Source organism: Pseudostreptobacillus sp. (assembly GCF_977040545.1).
This window is the reverse complement of record NZ_CDRRBS010000113.1, coordinates 1-2,998: the sequence shown is the minus strand read 5'-3', so window position 1 is coordinate 2,998 and position 2,998 is coordinate 1. Positions and strand designations below refer to the sequence as shown.

Here is a 2,998-nt window from a genome sequence, read left to right as displayed (position 1 = left end):
GGAACTGTAACAATTAAGGGAGAGACAGAAAATGTAGCAGGAAATGTAACATTAAATGGAAACTTAAATGTAGCAGGAGGAAAAGGAAAAGAAACAACATCAGATGTAAATGCAAATGCAAATGGAAAAGTAGTAATAAAAGGAGAAACAGAACATGTAAATGGTAATCTAACATTTACAGGTAATGGAGAATTTGCAGCAAATAATAAAGATGGAGTTACTAAAGCTGAAGTAATAGGAAGTTCAAATGGTGAAATGGTATTAAAAAATACTGTGTTTAATAAAATTAATAATAAAATATCAGATTTACATTTAACACTTTTAACAAATAAAGTTAAATTAAATAAAAATATTTTAAAAGAAATTAAAATTTCTTTAGAAAATGGAGAAGAAATTTTAGTAGATAATGAAACTGATAGAAAATAAATTATTTAAACTTTAATTTGTGATGAAATTTTTATCTAAGAATATGTACCAACATTTTGTTGGTACATTTTTATTATAATTCCCACAAAGTTGACAAAGTCTTATTAAAGGATATATAATTTAAATGAAATCTAAAAAGGAGAAAATATATTTATGATAGAGTATAAAAATGTATCATTATGTTGTAAAATAAATGGTAATATTTTAAATGATTTAAATTTTAAAATAAATAAAGGTGAATTATTTGTTTTAATTGGTCCAAGTGGTAGTGGTAAAACTACAACTTTAAAATTAATTAATAGATTAATAGAACAAACGGATGGTGATATATATTTTAATGGAGTGAAATTAAAGGAATATAATTTACGTGAATTAAGGCTAGGAATAGGTTATGTATTGCAAGAAATAGCTCTTTTTCCTAATCTTACTGTATTTGAAAATATTTCAATTATTCCTGAAATGAAAAATATGAATAAAAAAGAAATAAAAGATAAAAGTAAATTTTTATTACAAAAAGTTGGATTGAATCCAGAAGAATATATGTATAGATATCCAAGAGAATTATCTGGAGGAGAACGTCAAAGAATAGGTATACTAAGAGCTATAATTGCAAATCCTAAAGTATTATTAATGGATGAACCGTTTTCAGCCCTAGATCCTATAAGTAGAGTACAACTTCAAGATTTAATTAAAGATATACATAAAGAATTTGGTATAACAATAGTATTTGTAACACATGATATTCAAGAAGCTATTAAATTAGGTGATAGAATATGTATAATGAAAAATGGTGAAATAGTTCAAATTGATAAACCGGAAGAAATAATAAAGAAACCTATTAATGATTTTGTTAAAGAATTTATTAATACTAAGGTGGTAGAAAAATGAGTATATTTAATGTGTTTATAGAAAAAAGATTTGAATTATTAAAGGCGTTAATTGAACATTTTCAAATTTCATTAATATCATTACTTTTAGCAATAATAATATCATTTAGTATAGGTGTATTGATATATAGGTATAAAAAAGCAAGTGAAATTTTACTTCAAATTACTGGAGTATTCCAAACGATACCTTCTCTAGCTTTACTAGGTATTTTTATACCTTTTATGGGAATAGGGGTTATACCGGCTGTATTTGCATTAGTGATTTATGGAATTTTTCCAATTTTACAAAGCGTAATTACAGGTCTAAATTCTATAGATCCCATATTAGAAGAAGCTGCAGAAGCTTTTGGAATGTCTAAATTTGAAAAATTGAAAAAATTTGAATTTGCATTAGCTTTACCTGTAATTATGTCTGGTATAAGAACATCAAGTATAATGATAATAGGTACTGCAATTCTTGCTGCTATAGTTGGAGCTGGAGGTCTTGGTAGTTTTATACTTTTAGGTATAGATAGAAATAATACAGGATTAATTTTAATAGGAGCTATATCTTCAGCATTAATAGCTATAATTTTTGGTTATTTAATTAAAAAGTTAGAAAATAAAAAACCTAAAGTTATATTTACAATTTTCTTAATAGTAACAGGATTGGTTGGATTAAGTTTTATTCCTAATAACTATGTAAGTAACAATGAAATAGTAATAGCAGGTAAGCTTGGAGCAGAACCTGAAATATTAATAAATATGTATAAAATTTTGATAGAAAATGAAAGTGATGTTAGAGTAGAAATTAAAGAAAATTTTGGTAAAACAACATTTCTTTATGAAGCATTAAAAAATGGTAGTATAGATATATATCCTGAATTTACAGGTACAATATTAACAAGTTTATTAAAAGAAACTCCTAAGACATCAAATGATGCAGATGATGTTTATAAAGTTGTAAAATATATGATATATAAGCAAGATAAATTAGTATATTTAGAACATAATAAATATCAAAATACTTATGCTTTAGCTGTGAAGAAAGATTTTGCAAAGAAATATAATCTTAAAAATATTACAGATTTAAAGAAAATAGAAAATAAATTGGTTGCAGGATTTACTTTAGAATTTAATGATAGAGAAGATGGAAATATTGGATTAAAAAAAATATATAATTTAAATTTAAATGTTAAGACTATGGAACCAAGTTTAAGATATGACGCCATTAAAAATGGTGATGTTAATGTAATAGATGTATATTCTACAGATAGTAAAATAATTACAAATGATTTAGTTTTACTTGAGGATGATAAGCATCTATTTCCTCCTTATCAAGCAGCGCCTTTAATAAGAGAAGAAATTGTAAAAAAATATCCAGAAATTGTTAAAAGTTTAAATAAATTAAGTGATAAAATTGATACAAAAGAAATGATAAAAATGAATTATTTAGTTGAAGTAGAAGGTAAAAGTGCAAAAGAGGTAGCATTAGAATATTTGAAATATAATAATTTATTAGATAATAAATAAAAAATTTAATATATTAGATTAACTTTACAATTAAATACTTAAAGTTGTATAATAAAATAAATAAATAGAAAAGAGGAATATTAAATTGAAATTAATAGATTATTCAATAAATAAATTTGAACAAGGAAATAAGGAAACAGGTAATGTAGTAATACCCAATTCATACAAAGTAT

3 protein-coding genes are annotated in these 2,998 nt (G+C 23.7%); all 3 read left to right on the top strand.

What is annotated here, in order from left to right; translation table 11 throughout:
* The coding region (locus tag ACWYO2_RS05555; RefSeq protein ID WP_455515488.1) for a hypothetical protein at positions 1-426 on the top strand (426 nt) is incomplete at its 5' end.
* 153 nt (positions 427-579) lie between these two features.
* Positions 580-1,314 carry an ABC transporter ATP-binding protein gene (locus tag ACWYO2_RS05550; protein WP_455515487.1) on the top strand — a complete coding sequence of 245 codons (735 nt, stop codon included), beginning with the start codon at positions 580-582 and terminating at the stop codon, positions 1,312-1,314.
* A complete protein-coding gene (locus ACWYO2_RS05545; RefSeq protein ID WP_455515486.1) occupies positions 1,311-2,825 on the top strand; it encodes an ABC transporter permease/substrate-binding protein in 1,515 nt (504 codons plus the stop codon). Before ACWYO2_RS05550 ends, ACWYO2_RS05545 begins: the two co-directional genes overlap by 4 nt.
* Positions 2,826-2,998: the final 173 nt, after the last annotated feature.

What these genes read in the sequence shown, in the direction of transcription:
- ACWYO2_RS05550 (WP_455515487.1), top strand. Translation starts at nt 580, where the DNA reads ATGATAGAGTATAAAAATGTATCATTATGTTGTAAAATAAATGGTAAT.
- ACWYO2_RS05545 (WP_455515486.1), top strand. Translation starts at nt 1,311, where the DNA reads ATGAGTATATTTAATGTGTTTATAGAAAAAAGATTTGAATTATTAAAG.